Here is a 19,216-nt window from a genome sequence, read left to right as displayed (position 1 = left end):
TAACGGCTTGAGCGTCTTGCGGCGCAGCGTCAATGCTTCCGCTTGAAAAATCGTTGGTCTTGCATACAATGCGCGCAAACAATGGACCTGAGAGGATCAGCCGTGGCGCAGTTTCCGGAAACCCCGTCGTTCACCGGTTTCAACACCCCTTCGCGGATCGAGGCGGATATCGCCGACCTCGACGTCAAGGGCGCGATTCCGCCCGAGCTCGACGGCGCGTTCTACCGCGTCCAGCCCGATCCGCAGTATCCGCCGCGCCTCGGCGATGACATCGCCTTCAATGGCGACGGCATGATCACGATGTTCCGCTTCCATGACGGGCGGGTCGATTTCAAGCAGCGCTGGGCGCACACCGACAAATGGAAGCTGGAGCGCGAGGCAGGCAAGGGCCTGTTCGGCGCCTACCGTAATCCGCTGACCGATGACGAGAGCGTGAAGGGGAAGATCCGCGGCACCGCCAACACCAATGCCTTCATCTATGGTGGCAAGCTCTATGCGTTGAAGGAGGATTCGCCGGCGCTGGTGATGGACCCGGCGACGCTCGAGACCGAGGGTTATACCTGGTTCAACGGTGCGATGACCGGACAGACCTTCACCGCCCACCCCAAGATCGATCCGCTGACCGGCGACATGATCGCGTTTGGCTATGCCGCCAAGGGCGTGCTGACCCTCGACATGACCTATTATGTCGTGTCGCCCGAGGGGGAGCTGAAGCAGGAATTGTGGTTCGAGCTGCCCTATTATTGCATGATGCATGATTTCGCGATCACGCCCGATTACGCGCTGTTCCATGTCGTGCCGAGCACGTCGAACTGGGAGCGGCTCGAAAAGGGCCTGCCGCATTTCGGCTTCGACACCACGCTGCCGGTCTATCTCGGCGTCCTGCCGCGCCGGCCCGATGCGACCGCCGAAGACATCCGCTGGTTCAAGCGCGACAATTGCTTCGCCAGCCATGTGATGAACGCGTTCCAGGAGGGCACGAAGATCCACTTCGATACGCCCGAGGCGAAGAACAACATGTTCCCCTTCTTCCCGGACATTCACGGCGCGCCGTTCAACGGCCCCGAGTCAGCGAGCTTCCTGACGCGCTGGACGGTGGACATGGCGTCCAACTCGGACGCGTTCGAGAGCCGTGAGCGGCTGACCAACATGATGGGCGAATTCCCCCGCATCGACGACCGGCGGACCGGGCTGCCCTATCGCTATGGCTGGCTGCTGGTGATCGACCCGACCAAGCCGGTCGAACTGAAGGGCGGCAGCCCCTCGGGCATGTTGATGAACACGCTCGGCCTGATCGACCACGAAACCGGCACCGAGCAGAAATGGTGGTGCGGCCCGCTATCCTCACTGCAGGAGCCCTGCTTCATCCCGCGCAGTGTCGATGCGCCCGAAGGCGATGGCTGGATCGTCCAGGTCTGCAACCGCCTCGAGGAGCATCGCTCCGATCTGCTGCTGTTCGACGCGGTGGATATCGCGAAGGGGCCGATCGCTGAGATACGGATTCCGATCCGGCTGCGGTTCGGGTTGCACGGGAACTGGGCGACGGCGGAGGAGATTGGGCTGAAGGAGGCGGCTTGATCCTGGGCGTCGCCTCAAATGGCTTGAGCGGTGAGCCAATAAATTGGGGATTCCAGTCCGCGTGGTTAGCTTCTTTTGCGCTTTGGCCTAGCCAAGGGGTAAAGCCATCTTGCGTGGAAAGGGTTGCAGACCCCGGTCTGGATTTCAGCCAATCGCGACCGGCCGCCGCCATCCGCCTCGCCCAACGAAAGATCGAGCGCGACGGTCAATCAGGTCTGATTGCATGGATGTCTCGCAGAGCACTCTGTTGGGCTATTCAGCACATCGAATCACGGGCGGTTAGCCAGTGCAGGCAAAATCCTCCTCCTTTCACGTAAGTCGAAGCGGATCAGTCCATCAAACGCACATTGACACTCGCTTCAGAAGGGCCACATACAATCTACTATGACAGCCAATGAACAAGCGGCCCAATCGTCGGTTGAGCAGCCAGACTCCGTTCAGCTGTTACCTGTCGTTCGAGATGCAAGCTTCGTCCGGATTGCCGCCGACGACATAATCGTCGTTCACCGGAAACGTGATGTGCAAATCAGTTTGATCGTTACGGGGCCAGACCCAATCAAACAGGCTATTCCTGGCGAACGGAAAAATGGTTTTGCGGTTCAAGAGATCCAATTGGCGCAAAGCTTTACCGAGATTGCTCGTGTTGGACTACCATCCGGGACTGCTTTCAATATGGCGATGAATATCATCGAGTCAGCGGTGCAATCAGGCAACGTCCCGATTGGCAGATTCCGTGATCGGTTTCTGGCCATGCTTGATGAGCACGAAAGCTCTGGCGAAAAGCAACCGGCGAAAGCGGCCGCTTCACGGCGGAAGCAATAAATGGCGACAGCAATCAAGGAATTCGCTGAAGATTGGATCGAAGCTCCGTCGCCCGAGGATTCTTGGACGCGCCAATCGTCGGTGGAAGCTGAGCCTACCACTTCTCGCGATGAATTCTTATTTATCATTAAGCGGCCAGCTTCTGAGAAGCAGTCAAGTCCGAGGTTGGGACATGATCGTGGACTGTGGAAACGTCAGCTTCTCCGCGATTATCTTGTCCTGCCGGCAAATCGCGATGATCCGAACTACGATGCGATAGAAGCGCAAATTCAAGAACTACGTCAGCACGCGGATGAGGAAGGCGAGGAATTTTCAAGCGAGTCCGCGACCGCGGCGCTACGATTCTGCCACGATCTTGCCGCGGATCATGAACCCGCAATCTTTCTCATGGCCAACGGCAATTTAAGGGCCGTGTGGCAAAATAAGCTGCGAGATCAGATTGGCATTCAGTTCATGCCGAATGGCCTCCTTCAATATGTGATCCTGCGCGATCGAGATGGCGCAACCTTGAAGGCCCTCGGCGAGGATGTCAGCTATAGCAAGGTCAGATACACGGTCGAGGTCCAAGAACTCATGGGACTTTGGTTCTGTGGCCAAGGGTGACTCCGTTGATACTAGCGAAGACGTCGTACGCCTAATCCGACACATCGATTTTAAGAACGGGATCGTCGGTGCCAGCGCCTTCGACCGTCCGGAGAAAGACCATGATGGCCTGTCGGTATCCCGCCGTCGCGTGTTCGCCCGAGACGATGAGGCCGATCTAAAGCGCATTCGCGAGGTGTTAGGCGCTTGGCGGACGCTGAAGGCAAGCAATCGATTGGCGCAGATCTGTGTTGCCGACATCCTGGCTGCAGGCGAGGAGGCAAAGCGTGCGCTCGCGGTCGTTGAAGACCCGATCGAGGCAGAGCCGCCTAAGCCCGCGAATGAAGCACACGCGCTGATCTGTGGGTTGCCGTTTGCGGGATCCGAGGAAGGAACTCTCGATGCGGTGACTGCAGGCGACCTGCTTGCGCGTAAGATTGACCCACAGAATATCTTCCCAGCTATTGAGCCAGCTGCTTAAACACAGGTAGCCCGTTCCATCAGCGCATCCTCGTCCCGCTACGCGCGCCCGGCGATCACCAGCATCAACACGACGATGGGAATCCCCACCGCATTGATGCTGAGCATCGACCAGCGCAGATCGCCCGTCGCATCCGACAGCAATCCGACGATAGAGGGGCCGATCGCAGAGATCCGCATTCGATTCGCCTGCGGTTCGGGCTGCACGGCAACTGGGCGACGGCCGAGGAGATTGGGCTGACGGAGACGGCGTGATCCGGCATTCGCCTGATTAGCGAACGCATAAGGCAGGAGCGTCGGATTCTAATGGCGAACGGATTCAGGAGATTTGCCTGGTTGGCTGATTAACCGAATATTCGGCGGGCAATCACAAACTCTTACTTGCCCTTGGGGGGGCGCGCGGGCTACCAGACAAGCACGCATTTACCGGGGGGGAATCATGAAGACACTATTGCGCGCGACCGTTCTGGTCGCTGTCGGCGCCTGCGGCGCTGCCGCGAATGCAAAAGACGTAAGCCCACAGAGCTATATCGCCGAGACAACGCGCGCAACGCCGGGCAGTGTCGCAGTGAGGGTCGAGGTCGCCCAGGGCGAGATCAAGTCGGACATCAATCCGTCCAACATTGCAGTCGCAACGGGTGGCGGTCTGTTCGGCGCGCTTGTTGGTATCGCGGTCGACTCTGCGAAGGCCAAGAAGGCAGAAATACTTATTACGCCTGTGCGGAATGCTTTGACCGGGTTCGACGTCGATGCGCTTGCGATTGATACGACCAAGGCGGAAACGGCCGATATCGCCTGGATGAGCCAGGACACGGCCACCTTTTCGAAGGACACGTCAACGGCTAGCGACAGCGCTTATCTTGATACGATCGTCGGGAACAAGCTCGCCCTGGTAAGCTATTCCTATGATCTTTCGCCCGATTTCGCGAGCGTCAGGGTCGTCGAGCACATTTCGATAGTCCGCAAGACCAGCACCAACAGCGCCGGCGCGGCTATCAAGCCTGTCGATCGCCTGTCCTACCGTAATCTGGAGTATAACCAGTCCGTGACCAGCGTAGTGACGCTGGCCAACGCGACGAAAGACAAGGATGCGAATGTCGCCTTGTGGGCAGCCGATGGCGGAAAACGGGCGCGCGCCGCGCTGGTTACTGCCTTTGCAGAAGTGAATCGCCTGGCCCACAAATCGCTGAGCCTCACGCCGGACACCATCAAGGCGATGAACGGCAAAGAGAATCAGCGCATCGTCGCAGGCGGTTATACGGGGCGCCAGGTCGCGGGCGAGGCTAACGGTACCACCCTCATCTGGGCGCCGGGCTTTGTGTCTGAACAGATGGCTGTCGACAGCACCACCAAATGAGCGCGCCTGCTCGGTTTGAAAAATGGGCGCGGTTGCGGCCAGGCAAGGGCGCGTTGCTCTTGTTGGCCGTTGCCGCGCCGGTCGCCACTTATGCCGCGACCCGGCCGGTGATGTTGGACCAGACCTATGTCGAGCCGACCCCGGTCGTCTCCGTCCTCGGGAAAAATGCTCCGCCTTGCGGCGTCCATATTGTGGAGCTTGTCGACGCTCGCCGGTCACCGGAAATGATCGGGATGCTGGGAGGGAAGCCGGTGTTGGCGCCGCAGGACAGAACGGCCTGGCTGATTTCCATCATCAGCGGACTAAAGGGCCGCGGCATTGCGGTGGATTTCAATAACCCTACCGTCGAGAGCCCCGAGACCGTCAACGCCCACATAACACTGCAAACGGCCTGGATTAATCCAGTCCAGGTCAGCTTTGATGCGAGTGTGGTTTTCAAGGTCCAGGCCAAAGGCACGGACACGAGAACGATCGATCAATATTATCGTGGCAGTGCTTCGCGTACGAACTGGGCTTCTGGAAACGGTGAAGTAAAAAACAATGTGAACATCGCCTTTTCGCGCGCGCTCGACGCCATGGCGCGCGATTTGGTGCGATTATGCGACGCGCAGAAAACATAGGCCCGTAATATTTTGTAGTCCGCTGACCGCCCGTGAATGAGGGATTCGTGTCGAAAAAGGGAAGCCTCCGCCGGGGCGGGCGAGCAGGATAAGCCGGCGTGCCGGACGCCCGAGACACTCCGAAACGGCCAGTGTGTCACTGCTTTAGCGCCCGATCTGTACATAGTTCTGTACATCGTGAAAAGTGTCACGATCCTCATGACATTTCCAACCGAAGCCGGTGCTGCGTCCGTTGCCGATCCTTCGATTCAACCGAAACCGCGTCCGCGCTATCCGGCATCCATCGCGCCGTAAAATCGCTGTCTCTCTGCTCATTGGTAGCGACAGAAATGTGGATCGACCTCGCGCATGAAACCGCCAAGCCCATATCAGCCGGCTACCACCGGTGAAGGAATCGAGGCGCAGCGCCGGTCAGCCACGCAGGGACTGCGCCGATTTTACCTGTGTCGCGCCGTCGCTACCTGCCGCGCTGCGCCCACCGCTGGTCTAGGCGCTGCCGGCCCGCTCGATCAGCGCATCCTCGTCGCGTTGCGCCCGCCGAGCGATCACCAGCATCAGGATGACGATGGGAATCCCCACCGCGTTGATGCTGAGCATCGACCAGCGCAGATCGCCCGTAGCATCCGACAGCAGCCCGACGACATAAGGGCCGATGCCCAGGCCGAGGATGGTCATCACCAGCAGGTACAGGCTCGATGTCATCCCGCGCATGCGTGGCAGCACCTGATCATAGAGGATCGCGTAGAGCGGCGGCAGCCAGCCGGTGAGCACCAGGCCGTAGAAGATGAAGCGGAAATAGAAATCGCCCACGCTCGGCGCGAGATAGACCCAGAAGGACAGGATCGGCGACAGCCCCATCGCGAACAGCGCGACCCAGGCGCGGCCGGCGCCCGGAAAACGCCGCTGCAGCAGATCGGAGAGCGGGCCCCAGACCAGCGGGCCGACGATCCCCATCACCGCCGCGAGCAGGCCGAACTGCCACGCCGTGTCCTTCATCGACTGGTGGTAGTAGCGGATGATGAAGCTCGGGTTGAACGCCATCATCCCGTAATTGATCACCGACTGGAGCGCCCCCACCATCATCGCCATCAGCAGGGTGGGCGACTTGACGATGACATTGAACGCCTGCGTGTCGGAGAGCCGCATCGACTGTACGAGGTTGACGATCACGAACAGCCCGAAGCCGATCACGCCCCATTGAAGCGCGTGCGCGCTGATCGTCACGCCGAGGAGCGAAAGCGGCGGTCGTGGCGAAAGGCCGTTCGCGACACGGGTGAGGACCATCATCGCGACGACGATCACCAGAAGGGCGCCGAGATTGAACAGCCAGCTCGACCGCGGCGCGTTCCGCCTGCGCATGCTGAGCCAGTGTGCGCCGGGCAGCACCGCGGCGAGAACCGCGCCGCTGGCGAGGAACGGGTGCGGATCGGGCGCGGTATCGATGCCATCCATCTCGCCGCGCACGGGCTCACGCAATCGCCACATCAGCAGCGAGAGCGCGAACCCCGGCATTGCGGCTACGATCAGCGCGAACTGCCAGCCGTGCATTGGCACCGGCGCGCGACCGGCTTTGGCCAGCCCGTCCCACCATTCGGCCGCGATCCCGCCGAGCATGAGCGAGCCGCCGATGCCGAGCGCGATCGCCGAGGCGATCACCGACATCACGAAACCGCGGCGGCGCTTCGGCCAGTAATCATAGATCAGGCTTGTGCCGGCGGGCTGGCTCGCCGCCTCGCCAATGCCGACGCCGAGGCGCGAGATGGCGAGCACCCCGAAACTGTTCGCCAGCCCGCCAAGCGCGGTCGCCGCCGACCAGAACAGCAGCGAGATCGCCAGCAGCCTTGTGCGGATCCAGCCATCGGCCAGCCGCCCGAGCGGAAGCGAGAACAGGGCGTAGAACAGCGCGAAGACGGTGCCGAACAACAGGCCCATCTCGGCATCGCCGACGTGCAGGTCCATCTTGATGGCGGGGGCGAGGATCGCGAGGATCTGCCGGTCGAGCAGGCTCGCCGCATTGGTCAGCGCGACCAGCGCCAGCGCATAGCGCGCGCCCTTCGGCACCAAAGTCGGTGGCGTGCGGGGCGAGGCGGCGACCCCAGGCTCGGTCACAGCTTGAACACGCGCTCGGCGTTGGTCTGCATCAGCTTCTTCTTCGCGCTGTCCGAAATATCGAGCAGGTCATGAGTCCGCACCTCGTCAGCGACATATTGGTACGGATAATCCATCGCGTACATCACGCGGTCTTCGCCCATCACCTCGAGCATCAGCTTGATCGCGGGCGGGAAGGGCAGGCCGCTGGTGGTCGCGAGGACATTCTCGCGCATGCAGGTGGGGATGTCCTTCCTGAGCGGCTTGAGCCGCGCATAGCGTTGCGACGCGACGCCCGCCTTGTGCATGTAATCGATGCGCGCGAGCCAATAGGGGACCGCCTCGCCGCCATGCCCAACCGCGATCTGGAGATCGGGATAGCGATCGAAGATGCCGGTGGTCATCAGCCGCAGCAGATGCATGGCCGTCTCGACGGCGAAGCCGAAGATCGCGCCGTCGAGGCCGGCGTCGATCAGCCCGCCGATCATATCGTCGGGCAAGGTCTGCGGGTGGATGTAAAGCGGCTGGCCGGTGTCGGCCAGCGCGCGGAAGATCGGGTCGAACTGCGGCTCGTCGAGATAATGGCCATGGGTATGGCTGTTGACCATCACGCCCTTGAAGCCGAGCTCGCTGGCACCCCGCCGGATTTCGCCGGCCGACCATTCTGGGTCCTGCGGCGCGATCGAGGTCATGCCGACATAGCGCGTCGGATATTTCGCACAGGCGTCAGCCAGCGAATTATTGGCGCGCGACACCATCGCCTTTGCCTCGTCCACATCGAACAGGGGCTGCACGCCGGGCGAGGTGAGGGACAGGATCGCGACATCGATCCCGGTCGCATCCATATCGGCGATGCGGCGCTCGCCGAGGTCGAGCAGCCGCTCGATGATCTCGGTCGCGCGCTTCGACGGCGACCTGGCGTAAAAGCCCCAAAGCGAGGTCATACCCTTGTCGGCGGTGCCGTCGGCGACCATCCGCAGAAAGGCGTCGATCTGCTCGCGCGTCGCAAAGGCTTCCTCGGTCGCGATGCGCAGATAGCCGCGGTCACCGCCGGTTTTCAGGTCGTGGCTCATCCTGGCTCCTTTCAGCCTTCTTCCCTTGGGTCACGGGATTCAGGCACTGTGAGGCGCCCCTTCTTCCCCTCTCCTTGCAGGAGAGGGGCAAGCTGCGCAGCAGCGCGGGGTGAGGTTGAGGGCGAGACGCTCATTGTCGTCACCCTCACCCTTCCCACCGCTTCGCGGCGGGCCCCTTCCCTCTCCCGCTGGGAGAGGGAGAAGACGCGCTCCGCGAGATGTGCATCCTCTCGCCTACAAGGGGAGAGGGGTTGTAGTTTATCCCTCATGGACTGCCTTGGTGACGAGGCAGGCCTCAACGCCCTCGGGCCCGTCCTCGGACCCGTGGCCGGACCATTTGACGCCGCCGAACGGCGCATCCGCGCCGCCGATCATGCCGGTGTTGATGCCGATCATACCGCTCTCGATTTCGCGCGCCAGGCGCCGCTGGCGTTTCGCGTCGGCGGTCCAGGCATAGGCGGCGAGGCCGTAGGGCAGGCGGTTCGCCTCGGCGATCATCGTCTCTTCGCCGGCGAAGCGGTTGATCAGCGCGACCGGCCMGAACGGCTCCTCGTTCATGATCTCGGCATCGAGCGGAATGTCGGACAGGACGGTCGGCTGGTAGAAGAAACCGCGATTGCCGATGCGTTCGCCGCCGGTCTCGAGCTTCGCGCCCTTCGACCTCGCCTCGCCGATCAGCCGCTCCATCGCGTCGGGCCGGCGCGGATTGGCCATCGGGCCCATGCCGGTCGCCGGATCAAGCCCGTCGCCGACGACGATCTGGCCCGCGCGCTCGATGAAACCGTCGCGGAAGCGCTCGAACACATTCTCCTGGACGATGAAGCGCGTGGGCGAGACGCACACCTGACCGGCGTTGCGATATTTGCCCTGCACGACCGTATCGAGCACCTGCCCGACATCGACATCGTCGAACACCAGGACGGGGCCATGCCCGCCAAGCTCCATCGTCGTGCGCTTGCAATCATCGGCCGCGAGCTTGGCGAGATGCTTTCCAACCACCGTCGAGCCGGTGAAACTGAGCTTGCGGATGATGGGCGATCCAAGCAGGTGGCGCGACACTTCATCGGGCACGCCGAACACCGCCTGCGCCACTTCCTTCGGCAGTCCGGCGTCGAGCAGGCACTGCAGGACACCGAGGGCGGAGGCCGGGGTTTCTTCAGCCGCCTTGAGGATCACCGAACAGCCCGCCGCGATCGGCCCGCCGAGCTTGCGGCCTGGGTTGCCGAGCGGGAAGTTCCACGGTGCGAAGGCGGCGACCGGCCCCACCGGCTCCTTGGTGACGGTCGAGCGCATGCCGGTGGGGCGAACCAGCGTGCGGCCATAGAGCCGGAAAACCTCGCCCGCATAGAAGTTGAAAAGGCCGACATTCATCAGCACTTCGATCCGCGTCTCGGCGAGCGGCTTGCCCTGCTCGAGCGTGGCGACCCGGGCGAGTTCCTCCTTCCGCTCGAGCATCAGCCGCGCCGCGCCCTGGAGCACGGCGGCGCGCTGCTGCGGCGTCGAATCCCGCCAGAGACGGAAGCCGCGCTGCGCGGTTTCCAGCGCCCGATCGAGATCGGCGGCGTCGGCCAGCGGGAGCTCAGCCAGCGTTTCCGCGGTCGCGGGATTGACCACCTTGTGCGTGCGCCGCCCGCCGCCCGAGATGCGTTCGCCATCGATGATCATATGGAGGGAAGGGTAGGTCATCGGGATTCCTTCGAGCGTTTATGTACGCCGGCACTTCTATTTGCCTACCCGGCGAAGGCCGGGGCCCAGTTGGGGGACGATCGTGGTGACACGCTGCGCACCGTTACAACGACCTTTCCAACTGGGCCCCGGCCTCCGCCGGGGAAGAACGAGATTAGTCAGGATCAGCCGAGCTCAGGCCCCGACCTTCTCCGCCTTCGCAGCCTTCTCGCGGTCGATATCGCCCTGCCAGCGCTCGGCGACAATCTCCTTGCCGGTCACCGGGTGCTTCATATGGAACGGTACCAGCTTGTGCGTAGGCCACAGCCAGTGATCCTCGATCAACGCGTCGGGGCCGGTCGGGTCCTCGGGCCAGGTGACCTTCGGGAAAGGCACATACTCGGCCTTGGTATTCATCCAGCCGCTTTCGAAATCGGCGTGCCATTGCGGCATGTAGTTGAGGATCTTGAACCGCCAGACGCCGTCCACCTTCTGATAGGTGTTCTCATAGATACCGCCTTCCCACCATTGGCGCGCGCCGAGCATCGGGTTCGACGGATCGGTGTAATCCTTGTGCCGCCCGGCCTGCATCATGGATCGCGCGCGGGCATAGGCGATCTCGCCGTTCGGCTCGACGTCGATGATGTCCTGGAGCTGCGGGTGATCGAGCAGGAAGCCGTCGATTGGGCCGTTGGTGCCGTGGGTGAATCGCTTCTGGAACCGCTCGACATAGAGACGCCTGATGCCTTCCTTGCCCTTCCAGATGCCGCCGAAGAAATGCACCTCGCCATCATCGGTGAACAGGTCGACCGTCTCGTTGTAGAGGCATTTGTCGATCAGATAGCCATAGAGGTGCTGGAGCTTTCGGATATCGAGCTCGTCCTCACGCTGCTGCAGCCGGCGGGACAGGTTTTCGACGGATTTCTCCAGCGTCGCGATACGATCTGCGTCTGCCATGACTCTCTCCTAATTGTATGTCTTGCGTACATTCTGCGACGCGCGGGCGCGCCTGTCAACGGCCCTCCGCCTCAAGCATTTCAACTTCTTCGCGATAGGGTCGGATCGCGCCTACCATGCACAAGGTGGCGATCGGCAGCAGGACTGAAGCGGTCAGCACCAGCGTCTTCCACAGCTGGCTTTCGTCGCCGATCACAAAGTCCTGGACCAGCCCCACGACGAAGCTGCCCAGCGCGCCGAAGAAGGTGAACATGAACAGGTAGATCGCGGTCACCTGCCCCCGCATCGCGTTGGGGGCGACGCGCTGGATCGCTGCGTTCTGCGGCACCGCGCCCGCGATTCCAAACATCGAGCCAAGGCTCATGACCGCGAGCGAGGCATAGCCATTGGGCATCAGCGGCGAGGCGATCGAACAGATCGTGACGCAGCCAAACAGGATCGCGGCGGCACGGACATTGGCGTCCTTGTGGCGCTTGGCCAGCCACTCGACGAATATACCGCCGAGGAACAGCCCGAGCAGCGAGGAGACGAGAATCATGCCGCCCATCACGCCGCCGATCTGCTGCTCGGTCCAGCCAAAGGTGCGGATCATGAAGGGGACGCGCCAGAATTGCAGCCCGAATACCTCGATAGCGCTCAGCGCCAGCCCGGCGAACAGCGGGAAATAGACCCGGCGCTTGATGTAGATCGCCTTGGCCGCGTCGAGCCCGGTAAAGGTCAGAATGCGTCGGCCGAGCGGCGCGTCTCGCGGCGGCTGGACCGCATCTTTATGCGGCGCGAGACGCGGCGGCTCCTTCACCGTGAGGAACAGCAGGGCGACGAGAATGCCGGGCAAGCCGACCCAGACCATGATCCATTGCCAGGCGAAGATGCGCAGCCCGGCAAACTCCGTCGGCGCCCAGTGCGAGGTCATCCCGATCAGCATGCCGCCGACGATCGGCCCAAGCGTCACCCCGCCGATGAACCCGAACTGGAGCAGCGCGAACGCGCGGGTCAGGGTGCGCGGCGGAAAGGCGTCGGCGAGCAGCGAATAGGAGGCGGGAGCGTGCGCCGACCCGCCGGCCGCGAGGAACACGCGGCTGCCGACGAACTGGGTGAAGGTCTGCGCGATCCCGCCAGCCGCGGTGATCAGCCCGATGACTGCCACGCCTGCGGAGAGCACGAATTTGCGCGGGAAGATGTCGGCGAGGCGTGCCAGCGGAATGCCGACGAACAGATAGCAGATGATGCTGGCCGGGCCCGCGAGGAAGCCGAGCTGCGCGTCGGTCAGCCCGAAATCGATCTTGATGCGCTGGGCGAGCATGCCGAACACGACCTGATCGAAAAAGGTGAGGAAGGTCGCCAGGATGATCACGAACAGCGCCCAATAGGCAGCGCCCGTCGAGGGCCATTCGCGCACCGGGTGCGGCGTGTCGGGCGCTTCGGCCACAGCCTCGCCCGCCATCATCTCGTCGGCAACGGCCACGGGTCCGATCGCCATATCTGATCCCTCCTAAGGCGCGCATCGCTCAGGCAATGCGTCGTTTTTGTGCTTGGCAAATAGTATGTGTCGAATACAAATTGATGCAATAGAATTCCGCATCGCGGAAATGTCCGGCACGTGCAGGAGAGGCAGAATGAAGGATTTTTCGGGCCGGACGGCCTTTATCACCGGCGGCGCGAACGGGATCGGCCTTGGCCTGGCGCGTGCGCTGCTCGCTGAAGGGTGCAAGGTCGCGATCGCCGATATTCGTGAAGACTCGATCGCGGCGGCGCTCAAGACGCTCGACAACAGCGAAGTGATCGGCGTGCCGCTCGACGTGGCGTCGCGCACCGGCTTCGCGGCGGCGGCGGACGAGGTGGAGGCGCGGCTCGGCCCGGTCAGCCTGGTGTTCAACAATGCCGGGATCAACCTCTTTCAGACGATCGACGACTCCTCGTTCGACGATTGGGACTGGCTGATGGGGGTCAACCTCAACGGCGTCATCAACGGGGTGATGACGTTCGTGCCGCGGATGAAGGCGAATGGCCTCGGCGGCCATGTCGTCAATACGGCATCGATGGCCGCTTTCCTGTGCGGGCCGCAGCCCGGCATCTACAACACCACCAAATTCGCGGTGCGCGGGCTGAGCGAATCGCTGCGCTACAGCCTCGCGCCGCATGGCATCGGGGTTTCGGTGCTCTGTCCCGGTCTTGTGAAGAGCCGCATCCATGCCGCCAACGATATCCGGCCCGAGGATCTCAAGGCTGGCGCTAAGCCTATCAATGCCGAAATGACCGCGCGGATCGCACAGGTCCATCAGTCCGGCATGGAACCCGATGTCGTCGCTGCGCGCGTCATCGAGGCGATCCGGGCGAATCGCTTCTACATCTTCTCCCACCCCGAATTCCGCGATGAGCTGGGCGAGCTGTTCGATGAGATCATCGCCGAGTTTCGCGATTATCCCGAGGATGAGGGCTATGCGCAGCGGCTCGGCTTCGAAAAGGGGCGGCGTGAAGGCTATAAGGCAGCGCGGGCGGCTTCGCGCGGGGAGGGCTGAGCGAGCCCCCACCGCCTCAGTCCGCGGCGACGGTGACGCGCACCGCGGCAAGCCCGCGGGCCAGCGCCTGCGGCTTCTTCACCGATACGACCGCCTCGCGCACTGGCCCAAGCGCAAGGCAGCGCTCGGCAAGGGTGCGCGCGAACACCTCGATCATCCCGATATGCCCGGTCGCGAGCGCCTCGGCTTCGGCGACGATGCGGCGATAATCGACGCTGTCGGCGAGCGTGGCCCCACGCGCGCCGTCGGCCAGCGTGAGATCGACGGAGACGATCAGCACCTGCTCCCGCCCCACCTCGTCCGGGTTGATTCCGATCCTCGCCGAAAGCGGCAGGTCCGATACGCTGACAATCGTCGCCACCCGCTCAGCCCTGACTAGCGAGCGTAGCCGCGCGCACGGTGTTGGCGAGCAGGCACGCAATCGTCATCGGCCCGACGCCGCCCGGAACCGGCGTCGCGGCACGCGCATGCGCTAGTTCGTCAAAGGCTGTATCGCCGACCAGCCGCGTCCGCCCGTCCTCGCCCGTAACCCGAGTGATGCCGACGTCGATCACGACCGCGCCTGTCTTCACCCAGTCGCCGCGCACCAGCCGCGGTGCGCCGGCCGCCGCCACGACGATGTCGGCGCCGCGCACGATATCGGCCAGGCCGCGTGTCGCGATGTGAGTCACGGTCACGGTGCATTCGCGTTCGAGCAGCAGCATCGCCACGGGCTTGCCGACAATGTTGGACTTGCCGATCACCACTGCGTTCAGCCCGCGATAATCCTCGATCACGCTGTCGAGCAGCAGCATGCAGCCAAGCGGCGTGCACGGCACCAGCCCGCCCGTGCCCGAGGAAAGCCGCCCGACATTGACCGGGTGGAAGCCGTCGACGTCCTTTTCGGGCGCGATCCGATCGAGCACACGGCCAGCTTCGATCTGGTCCGGCAGGGGCAGCTGCACCAGGATGCCGTGAACCGCCGGATCTGCGTTGAGTGCGTCGATCAGCGCGAGCAGCACCGCCTCGGCCGTGTCGGCAGACAGGCGATGCTCGAACGACCTGATCCCGACCCGCGCCGTCTCCGCCATCTTGCGCGCGACATAGACTTCGCTCGCCGGATCATGCCCGACAAGCACCACCGCGAGCCCGACATCGAGCCCGCGCCCGGCAAGCGCCGCCACCTCAGCCGCCGTCTCCCGCGACAGCGCAAGCGCCATCGCGCGACCATCGATCGGTGTCATGAGATCAGCGGAAAACGACGGTGCGCGTGCCGTTGAGAAACACCCGGTCCTGCAGATGATAGGTGACTGCCTGGGCGAGCACCCGGCGCTCGATGTCGCGGCCCTTGCGGACCAGATCCTCGGGCGTGTCGGCATGGGTGATGAACTCGGCGTCCTGCGCGATGATCGGCCCTTCGTCGAGATCGGCGGTGACATAATGGGCGGTCGCGCCGATCATCTTCACGCCGCGCTCATGCGCCTGATGATAGGGCTTCGCGCCCTTGAAGCCGGGCAGGAAGCTGTGATGGATGTTGATGCAGCGCCCCGACAGGAAGGTCGAGAGATCGTCCGTCAGGATCTGCATATAGCGCGCGAGCACGATGAGATCGGCCTGCGTTTCGTTCACGATGCGCTTGATCTCGCCTTCCTGCTCCGCCTTGGTGTCCTTGGTCACCGGCAAATAATGGAAGGGGATGTCGCCGATCATCGTGATATGCAGCGCGCGCTGGGGATGGTTCGAGACGATCCCGACCACCTCCATGTCGAGCTCGCCGATGCGGTAGCGATAGAGCAGGTCGCCCAGGCAATGATCGAATTTGGAGACCAGCAGCAGCACGCGCTGGCGTTCACCAGCGCCGCGCAGCGTCCATTCGGCATCGATCGCCTCGGCGAGAGGCGCGAAGGCTGCGCGTACCGTCTCGGCGCTCTTCTCGATCTCGAAAATGACGCGCATGAAGAAGCGCCCGGTCAGCCGGTCGTCGAACTGCTGCGCATCGACGATATTGCCGCCCTCTGTCGCCAGGAAGCCGGCGACCTTGGCGACAAGGCCGGGCCGGTCGTGGCAGGACAGGCGAAGCGTCAGGGTCTCGGTCATGCGTTGCGCGCCTCATAATCGTTGATCCATTCGACGGTGCGGACGAGCCCGCCGAACGGGTAGAAATGGAGCCTGACCGGCCCGTGCGCCGGCGTCAGCCGCTCGGCAAGCCGGTCGACCAGCGCGTCGGGGCCGGCGGTGCCGAGCAATTGCGTGATCGAGATGCCGTATTTGCGCAGCACCGAGGTCGATGCGCCCACCCCGCACCGCGCGGCGAAGCGCAGCAGAGTCTTGATGCCCGCCGGGCCCGGAACGCCGATCCGCACCGGCGCATCGATCCCGCGCGAGCGCAGTTCCTCGAGCCAGGTGATGAACGGATCGGCATCGAAGCCGAACTGCGTGACGATCAGCGTCGCCATGCCACGCTTTGTGATCTCGTCACGCTTCATCTCGAGCGCGTCCCAGCAGGCCTGTTCGCTCATCGCGGGATGGCCCTCAGGGTGTCCGGCGATGCCGATCGCCTGGAGGCCATTCGCCTCGAACAGCCCGGTCCGGAGCAGCGCCATCGTATCTTCGAACGGCCCGGCGGGCACCGGCGGATCGCCCGCGACGAGGAACATGCGCCGCACCCCGGCTTCGGCAACGGTGCGACGGACGGTCTCAGCCAGCTCGTCGTGCGAGAGGATACGACGTGCCGACAGATGCGCCATCGGCTCGAACCCGAAGGCGCGGACATCGGCGGCGGCGGCGATCCGCGCATCCACCGACTCGCCGGGGAGAAAGGTGACCGCAACCGGTGTTTCCAGCGCGATCTTTCCCTTCGCCTCAGCCAAAGCCGGGCGGTCCTTGGCGGTCATCTCGATCGAATAGCCGTCCGTCATGCCGACAGGCGCGCGCGACCAGTTGGGATGGAGGGCGGGAATGGCCATCGAAAATCCTCTCGCATGCTCAGGCGGTCGCCACGCCACCCCCTCAGCGGCTGGTCGAAATCGCTCTAGCGCCGGCTCTTTCATTCGTATAGATGAATTATTCATGGACGCGAAGAATATCAACCCGGCCGATACAGGCGAGCAGCTGCTCATGCTGCCCGGCCTGATCTGCGATTCGCGCACCTTCACGTCACAGTTCCACGCCTTTGATCGCGCCATGCCGGCCGCTGACTATGGCGATGCCGATGATCTCGGCGAGATGGCCGCGGTCGTCCTCGCCGATGCGCCGCCGCACTTCGCGCTGCTCGGCCATTCGATGGGCGCGCGGGTAGCGCTCGAGGTTGTGCGGCGCGCGCCAGAACGCGTCACCCGGCTCGCGCTGGTCAGCACCGGCGTTCATCTGCCGTCGCCGACCGAGGCGCCGAACCGCCACGCGCTACGCGATATCGGCCGGGCGAACGGCATGGCCGCTCTGGTCGATGCGTGGCTGCCGCCGATGGTCGCGCCATCCCGCCGCGACGATGCTGCCTTCATGGCGCCACTCCGCGCGATGTGCATCGAGGCCGGGCTAAGCCGCTTCGAGGCGCAGATCGCCGCGTTGCTCGACCGCCCGGAAGTCGAAAGCCTGCTCCCGCAGATCGCCTGCCCGGTGCTGGTCGCGGTCGGCCGCGAGGATCGCTGGAGCCCGCCCAGCCAGCATGAGGCGATCGCCGCGCTGATCCCAGATGCGCGGCTCGTGATCGTTGAAGGCGCCGGCCACATGCTTCCGCTCGAGGCACCGAACGCGCTCAATCACGCCATTGCCGGGTGGCTCACCCAGCCGGCCCAACCCAAATTATCCAAGGAGATGAGAGAATGACCGACAGCCTGCAGCACCTGCTCGACGCCAGCGGCGACATCGTGAAGCTGCTCCGCAACCAGCAGAGCGGCCCCAACGTCTATCCCGGCGTGCCGGCTGAATATTCGAACTGGCGCAGCGAGCAGCAGGCCTGGGCCAACACGGCGGTGCTGTTCAACCAGTCCTTCCACATGGTCGATCTCGCGGTCGAAGGGCCGGACGCGTTCGCGATGCTCAACCATCTCGGCATCAACAGCTTCAAGGGTTTCGTGCCGGATCGCGCCAAGCAGTTCGTGCCGGTCACGCCCGAGGGTTATGTCATCGGCGACGTGATCCTCTTCTATCTCGAGGAGGAGAAGTTCAATCTCGTCGGCCGCGCGCCGACGATCGAGTGGATCGAATATCACGCCGCGACCGGCGACTGGAACGTCACCGTCTCGCGCGACGAGCGCACCGCGGTCCGGCCCGATCCCGAGAACCGCCGCTCCTATCGCTTCCAGCTCCAGGGCCCGAACGCGATGAAGACGCTGGAAAAGGCGATGGGCCAGACCCCGCCCGACTTGAAATTCTTCCACATGACCCGGCTCAACATCGCCGGAAAGGAAGTCCGCGCACTACGCCACGGCATGGCCGGCCAGCCGGGCTATGAGCTGTTCGGCCCATGGGCGGATTATGATGTGGTCCGCAACGCGCTGATCGCGGCCGGCAAGGATTTCGGCCTGACGCTCGTCGGCGGCCGCACCTATTCGTCGAACACCATCGAATCCGGCTGGATTCCCTCGCCATTGCCCGCGACCTATAGCGGCGAAGGCACGCGCGAATACCGCGAATGGCTGACGACCAACAGCTATGAGGCAAAGGCGTCGATCGGCGGCAGCTATGTCCCCGACAGCGTCGAGGGCTATTATCTGACGCCCTGGGATCTCGGCTACGGTCCCTTCGTCAAGTTCGACCACGACTTTATCGGCCGCGAGGCGCTCGAGCGCATGGCAGGCCAGCCGCACCGCAAGAAGGTCACCCTCGCGCTCGACAATGAGGATCTGATGCGCGTCGTCAGCTCGCAGTTCACCAAGGGGGACCGCGCCAAATATATGGAGTTCCCCTCGGCGGTCTATTCGATGCACCCCTATGATCAGGTGCTGAAGGACGGCAAGCTGGTCGGCCTCTCGACCTGGATCGCCTACAGCGCCAACGAGGGCCGGATGCTGACGCTGGCAATGGTCGACGCTGATTTCGCCGAGCCCGGCACCGAGGTGACTTTGCTCTGGGGCGAGCCGAATGGCGGCACCAGCAAGCCAACGGTCGAGCGCCACGTCCAGACCGAGATCAAGGCGGTGGTGGCGCCGGTGCCCTATTCCGAAGTCGCCCGCGACGCCTATGCCGAGAGCTGGCGGACCAAGCAGACGGCGTAAAGCGGGAGGGGCGCGGCACCTGTTGATTTGTTCAGCCCCTCCCCTTCAGGAGTTGTCGGACGAGCCGGGTAAACCATGCCCCCGGCATGGTTTAGGGATTGCCGGGGGCAATCCCGACCCGGCTCGGCCGACAACTGGGTAGGGGGGTGGGGGCGCGCGTCTGCGCGCTCAAAAAGAATCCATCGCCAAGATCAAAGCGTCGAGCGAGGCATCGAGCCTCGCCCGCCGCTGCCCCACCCCAACCCCTCCCCTGAAGGGGAGGGGCTTGAGCCTCTGCGCC

At 63.5% G+C, this 19,216-nt stretch carries 19 protein-coding genes; 9 read left to right on the top strand and 10 right to left on the bottom strand.

Features of this window, described 5'->3' with window-relative positions; translation table 11 throughout:
- Window positions 1–102 precede the first annotated feature (102 nt).
- The 4 genes from AC1DVS_RS22485 to AC1DVS_RS22470 all read left to right on the top strand — a co-directional run bounded on the left by AC1DVS_RS22485 (window position 103) and on the right by AC1DVS_RS22470 (window position 3,463).
- Complete coding sequence (locus tag AC1DVS_RS22485) at window positions 103–1,578, top strand: carotenoid oxygenase family protein (protein WP_478026542.1); 1,476 nt, start codon at window positions 103–105, stop codon at window positions 1,576–1,578.
- A 384-nt stretch (window positions 1,579–1,962) separates the two neighbouring features.
- Entirely contained in the window at window positions 1,963–2,400 is a 438-nt protein-coding gene (locus AC1DVS_RS22480; protein ID WP_478026540.1) for a hypothetical protein, read from the top strand.
- Entirely contained in the window at window positions 2,401–3,003 is a 603-nt protein-coding gene (locus AC1DVS_RS22475; RefSeq protein WP_478026539.1) for a hypothetical protein, read from the top strand.
- Window positions 2,990–3,463, top strand: a complete 474-nt coding sequence (locus AC1DVS_RS22470) for a hypothetical protein (protein WP_478026538.1) — start codon at window positions 2,990–2,992, stop codon at window positions 3,461–3,463. The genes AC1DVS_RS22475 and AC1DVS_RS22470 overlap by 14 nt, the downstream gene beginning before the upstream one ends.
- A gap of 38 nt (window positions 3,464–3,501) precedes the next feature.
- Here AC1DVS_RS22470 and AC1DVS_RS22465 read toward each other — a convergent pair whose 3' ends face one another.
- A complete protein-coding gene (locus AC1DVS_RS22465; protein ID WP_478026536.1) occupies window positions 3,502–3,642 on the bottom strand; it encodes a hypothetical protein in 141 nt (46 codons plus the stop codon).
- A 388-nt stretch (window positions 3,643–4,030) separates the two neighbouring features.
- On the opposite strand from AC1DVS_RS22465, the gene AC1DVS_RS22460 reads away from it, so the two are divergent.
- On the top strand, window positions 4,031–4,819 hold the full coding sequence (locus tag AC1DVS_RS22460) for a hypothetical protein (protein WP_478026535.1): 789 nt from the start codon (window positions 4,031–4,033) through the stop codon (window positions 4,817–4,819).
- Window positions 4,816–5,439: a hypothetical protein gene (locus AC1DVS_RS22455; RefSeq protein WP_478026534.1), complete on the top strand. Its 624-nt coding sequence runs from the start codon at window positions 4,816–4,818 to the stop codon at window positions 5,437–5,439. Before AC1DVS_RS22460 ends, AC1DVS_RS22455 begins: the two co-directional genes overlap by 4 nt.
- A 486-nt stretch (window positions 5,440–5,925) precedes the next feature.
- On the opposite strand, the gene AC1DVS_RS22450 is transcribed toward AC1DVS_RS22455, so the two are convergent.
- The 5 genes from AC1DVS_RS22450 to AC1DVS_RS22430 all read right to left on the bottom strand — a co-directional run bounded on the left by AC1DVS_RS22450 (window position 5,926) and on the right by AC1DVS_RS22430 (window position 12,702).
- Window positions 5,926–7,548 (bottom strand): MFS transporter, encoded by a 1,623-nt coding sequence (locus AC1DVS_RS22450; RefSeq protein ID WP_478026532.1) that lies wholly within the window; start codon window positions 7,546–7,548, stop codon window positions 5,926–5,928.
- Complete coding sequence (locus AC1DVS_RS22445; protein WP_478026530.1) at window positions 7,545–8,600, bottom strand: amidohydrolase family protein; 1,056 nt, start codon at window positions 8,598–8,600, stop codon at window positions 7,545–7,547. Before AC1DVS_RS22445 ends, AC1DVS_RS22450 begins: the two co-directional genes overlap by 4 nt.
- A gap of 258 nt (window positions 8,601–8,858) precedes the next feature.
- The gene (locus tag AC1DVS_RS22440) at window positions 8,859–10,286 is read right to left on the bottom strand and encodes an NAD-dependent succinate-semialdehyde dehydrogenase (protein ID WP_478026529.1); all 1,428 of its coding nucleotides are present in this window, start codon (window positions 10,284–10,286) and stop codon (window positions 8,859–8,861) included.
- Between the two features lie 174 nt (window positions 10,287–10,460).
- Window positions 10,461–11,222: a nuclear transport factor 2 family protein gene (locus AC1DVS_RS22435; RefSeq protein ID WP_478026527.1), complete on the bottom strand. Its 762-nt coding sequence runs from the start codon at window positions 11,220–11,222 to the stop codon at window positions 10,461–10,463.
- Between the two features lie 55 nt (window positions 11,223–11,277).
- Window positions 11,278–12,702: an MFS transporter gene (locus AC1DVS_RS22430; protein WP_478026525.1), complete on the bottom strand. Its 1,425-nt coding sequence runs from the start codon at window positions 12,700–12,702 to the stop codon at window positions 11,278–11,280.
- A 136-nt stretch (window positions 12,703–12,838) separates the two neighbouring features.
- Between AC1DVS_RS22430 and AC1DVS_RS22425 the strand changes: the two genes are divergently transcribed.
- Window positions 12,839–13,741 carry an SDR family NAD(P)-dependent oxidoreductase gene (locus AC1DVS_RS22425; protein WP_478026524.1) on the top strand — a complete coding sequence of 301 codons (903 nt, stop codon included), beginning with the start codon at window positions 12,839–12,841 and terminating at the stop codon, window positions 13,739–13,741.
- 16 nt (window positions 13,742–13,757) lie between these two features.
- Here the strand turns inward: AC1DVS_RS22425 and AC1DVS_RS22420 are convergent, their stop codons facing one another.
- From AC1DVS_RS22420 to AC1DVS_RS22405, 4 genes are read right to left on the bottom strand one after another with little or no spacing between them, the layout of a single operon-like run.
- Entirely contained in the window at window positions 13,758–14,102 is a 345-nt protein-coding gene (locus AC1DVS_RS22420) for a dihydroneopterin aldolase (RefSeq protein ID WP_478026522.1), read from the bottom strand.
- 4 nt (window positions 14,103–14,106) lie between these two features.
- On the bottom strand, window positions 14,107–14,964 hold the full coding sequence (locus tag AC1DVS_RS22415) for a bifunctional 5,10-methylenetetrahydrofolate dehydrogenase/5,10-methenyltetrahydrofolate cyclohydrolase (protein WP_478026520.1): 858 nt from the start codon (window positions 14,962–14,964) through the stop codon (window positions 14,107–14,109).
- 4 nt (window positions 14,965–14,968) lie between these two features.
- The gene (gene purU / locus AC1DVS_RS22410) at window positions 14,969–15,817 is read right to left on the bottom strand and encodes a formyltetrahydrofolate deformylase (RefSeq protein ID WP_478026518.1); all 849 of its coding nucleotides are present in this window, start codon (window positions 15,815–15,817) and stop codon (window positions 14,969–14,971) included.
- A complete protein-coding gene (locus AC1DVS_RS22405) occupies window positions 15,814–16,686 on the bottom strand; it encodes a methylenetetrahydrofolate reductase (RefSeq protein WP_478026517.1) in 873 nt (290 codons plus the stop codon). The genes purU and AC1DVS_RS22405 overlap by 4 nt, the downstream gene beginning before the upstream one ends.
- A 103-nt stretch (window positions 16,687–16,789) precedes the next feature.
- Here AC1DVS_RS22405 and AC1DVS_RS22400 point away from each other — a divergent pair, with 103 nt between their 5' ends.
- Window positions 16,790–17,545, top strand: coding sequence for an alpha/beta fold hydrolase (locus tag AC1DVS_RS22400; protein WP_478026515.1), 756 nt, complete (start codon window positions 16,790–16,792; stop codon window positions 17,543–17,545).
- On the top strand, window positions 17,542–18,936 hold the full coding sequence (gene desA / locus AC1DVS_RS22395; RefSeq protein WP_478026513.1) for a syringate O-demethylase: 1,395 nt from the start codon (window positions 17,542–17,544) through the stop codon (window positions 18,934–18,936). The genes AC1DVS_RS22400 and desA overlap by 4 nt, the downstream gene beginning before the upstream one ends.
- Window positions 18,937–19,216: the final 280 nt, after the last annotated feature.

The sequence above is a fragment of the Sphingomonas sp. P3_C5 genome (genome assembly GCF_056402635.1).
The sequence above is the reverse complement of the archived record's forward strand: the minus strand, read 5'-3'. Positions and strand labels throughout refer to the sequence as shown.

Coding starts and splice junctions, on each gene's coding strand:
- desA (WP_478026513.1), top strand. CDS start 17,542: ATGACCGACAGCCTGCAGCACCTGCTCGACGCCAGCGGCGACATCGTG.
- AC1DVS_RS22405 (WP_478026517.1), bottom strand. CDS start 16,686: ATGGCCATTCCCGCCCTCCATCCCAACTGGTCGCGCGCGCCTGTCGGC.
- AC1DVS_RS22475 (WP_478026539.1), top strand. CDS start 2,401: ATGGCGACAGCAATCAAGGAATTCGCTGAAGATTGGATCGAAGCTCCG.
- AC1DVS_RS22425 (WP_478026524.1), top strand. CDS start 12,839: ATGAAGGATTTTTCGGGCCGGACGGCCTTTATCACCGGCGGCGCGAAC.
- AC1DVS_RS22445 (WP_478026530.1), bottom strand. CDS start 8,600: ATGAGCCACGACCTGAAAACCGGCGGTGACCGCGGCTATCTGCGCATC.
- AC1DVS_RS22430 (WP_478026525.1), bottom strand. CDS start 12,702: ATGGCGATCGGACCCGTGGCCGTTGCCGACGAGATGATGGCGGGCGAG.
- AC1DVS_RS22465 (WP_478026536.1), bottom strand. CDS start 3,642: ATGCGGATCTCTGCGATCGGCCCCTCTATCGTCGGATTGCTGTCGGAT.
- AC1DVS_RS22415 (WP_478026520.1), bottom strand. CDS start 14,964: ATGACACCGATCGATGGTCGCGCGATGGCGCTTGCGCTGTCGCGGGAG.
- AC1DVS_RS22455 (WP_478026534.1), top strand. CDS start 4,816: ATGAGCGCGCCTGCTCGGTTTGAAAAATGGGCGCGGTTGCGGCCAGGC.
- AC1DVS_RS22400 (WP_478026515.1), top strand. CDS start 16,790: ATGGACGCGAAGAATATCAACCCGGCCGATACAGGCGAGCAGCTGCTC.
- AC1DVS_RS22435 (WP_478026527.1), bottom strand. CDS start 11,222: ATGGCAGACGCAGATCGTATCGCGACGCTGGAGAAATCCGTCGAAAAC.
- purU (WP_478026518.1), bottom strand. CDS start 15,817: ATGACCGAGACCCTGACGCTTCGCCTGTCCTGCCACGACCGGCCCGGC.
- AC1DVS_RS22480 (WP_478026540.1), top strand. CDS start 1,963: ATGACAGCCAATGAACAAGCGGCCCAATCGTCGGTTGAGCAGCCAGAC.